We start from the raw sequence: 1291 nt of genomic DNA on the forward strand, positions 1-1291 counted from the left end.
CACCACCACCGAGGCTTCGCCGCCGGCGTTGTTCACGATTTCGCGCAGGGGCGCTTCGATGGCCTTGAGCACCAGCTTGATGCCGGCGTCCTGGTCGGCGTTGTCGCCCTTGACCTTGTCGCCCACGGCTTGCTTGGCACGCAGCAGAGCAACGCCGCCGCCGGCCACAACGCCTTCTTCCACTGCAGCGCGGGTGGCGTGCAGGGCGTCTTCGACGCGTGCCTTCTTTTCCTTCATCTCGACTTCGGTGGCAGCGCCGACCTTGATCACTGCAACGCCGCCGGCCAGCTTGGCCACGCGCTCTTGCAGCTTTTCACGGTCGTAGTCGCTCGTGGCTTCCTCGATCTGCACGCGCACTTGCTTCACGCGGGCTTCGATGTCGGCCRCAGCGCCCGAACCGTCGATGATGATGGTGTTTTCCTTGCCCACTTCGATGCGCTTGGCTTGGCCCAGGTCGGCCAGCGTCACCTTTTCGAGCGTCAGGCCCACTTCTTCAGCGATGACCTTGCCGCCCGTCAGGATGGCGATGTCTTCCAGCATGGCCTTGCGGCGGTCGCCGAAGCCAGGTGCCTTCACGGCCACGACCTTCAGGATGCCGCGGATCGTGTTCACCACCAGCGTAGCCAGGGCTTCGCCTTCGACTTCTTCGGCAATGATCAGGAGCGGACGGCCAGCCTTGGCGACTTGTTCCAGCGTGGGGAGCAGGTCGCGGATGTTGCTGATCTTCTTGTCGAACAGCAGCACGAAGGGGTTGTCGAGCAGCGCCGATTGCTTCTCGGGGTTGTTGATGAAGTAGGGCGACAGGTAGCCGCGGTCGAACTGCATGCCTTCGACGACGTCGAGTTCGCTGTCCAGCGACTTGCCGTCTTCCACGGTGATCACGCCTTCCTTGCCGACCTTGTCCATCGCGTCAGCGATGAGCTTGCCGATGGTTTCGTCGCTGTTGGCCGAGATCGAGCCGACTTGAGCGATTTCCTTCGACGTGGTGGTGGGCTTGGAAGCCTTCTTCAGCTCTTCGACCAGGGCCGTCACGGCCTTGTCGATGCCGCGCTTCAGGTCCATCGGGTTGATGCCGGCGGCCACGTACTTGAAGCCTTCGCGAACGATGGCCTGGGCCAGCACCGTGGCGGTGGTGGTGCCGTCACCGGCGTTGTCGCTGGTCTTGGAGGCCACTTCCTTCACGAGCTGGGCGCCCATGTTCTGGAGCTTGTCCTTGAGTTCGATTTCCTTGGCGACCGACACACCGTCCTTGGTGACGGTGGGGGCGCCGAACGAGCGCTCGAGCACCACG

General features: G+C 63.3%; 1 protein-coding gene. It reads right to left on the bottom strand.

All coding sequences use genetic code 11. The annotated features are described in order from the left end of the window. A partial coding sequence (gene groL / locus AC1DOC_RS34000) for a chaperonin GroEL (protein WP_478131612.1) occupies positions 1 to 1291 on the bottom strand: 1291 nt, incomplete at both ends.

It is taken from the genome of Variovorax sp. 01T439_2, from assembly GCF_056398445.1.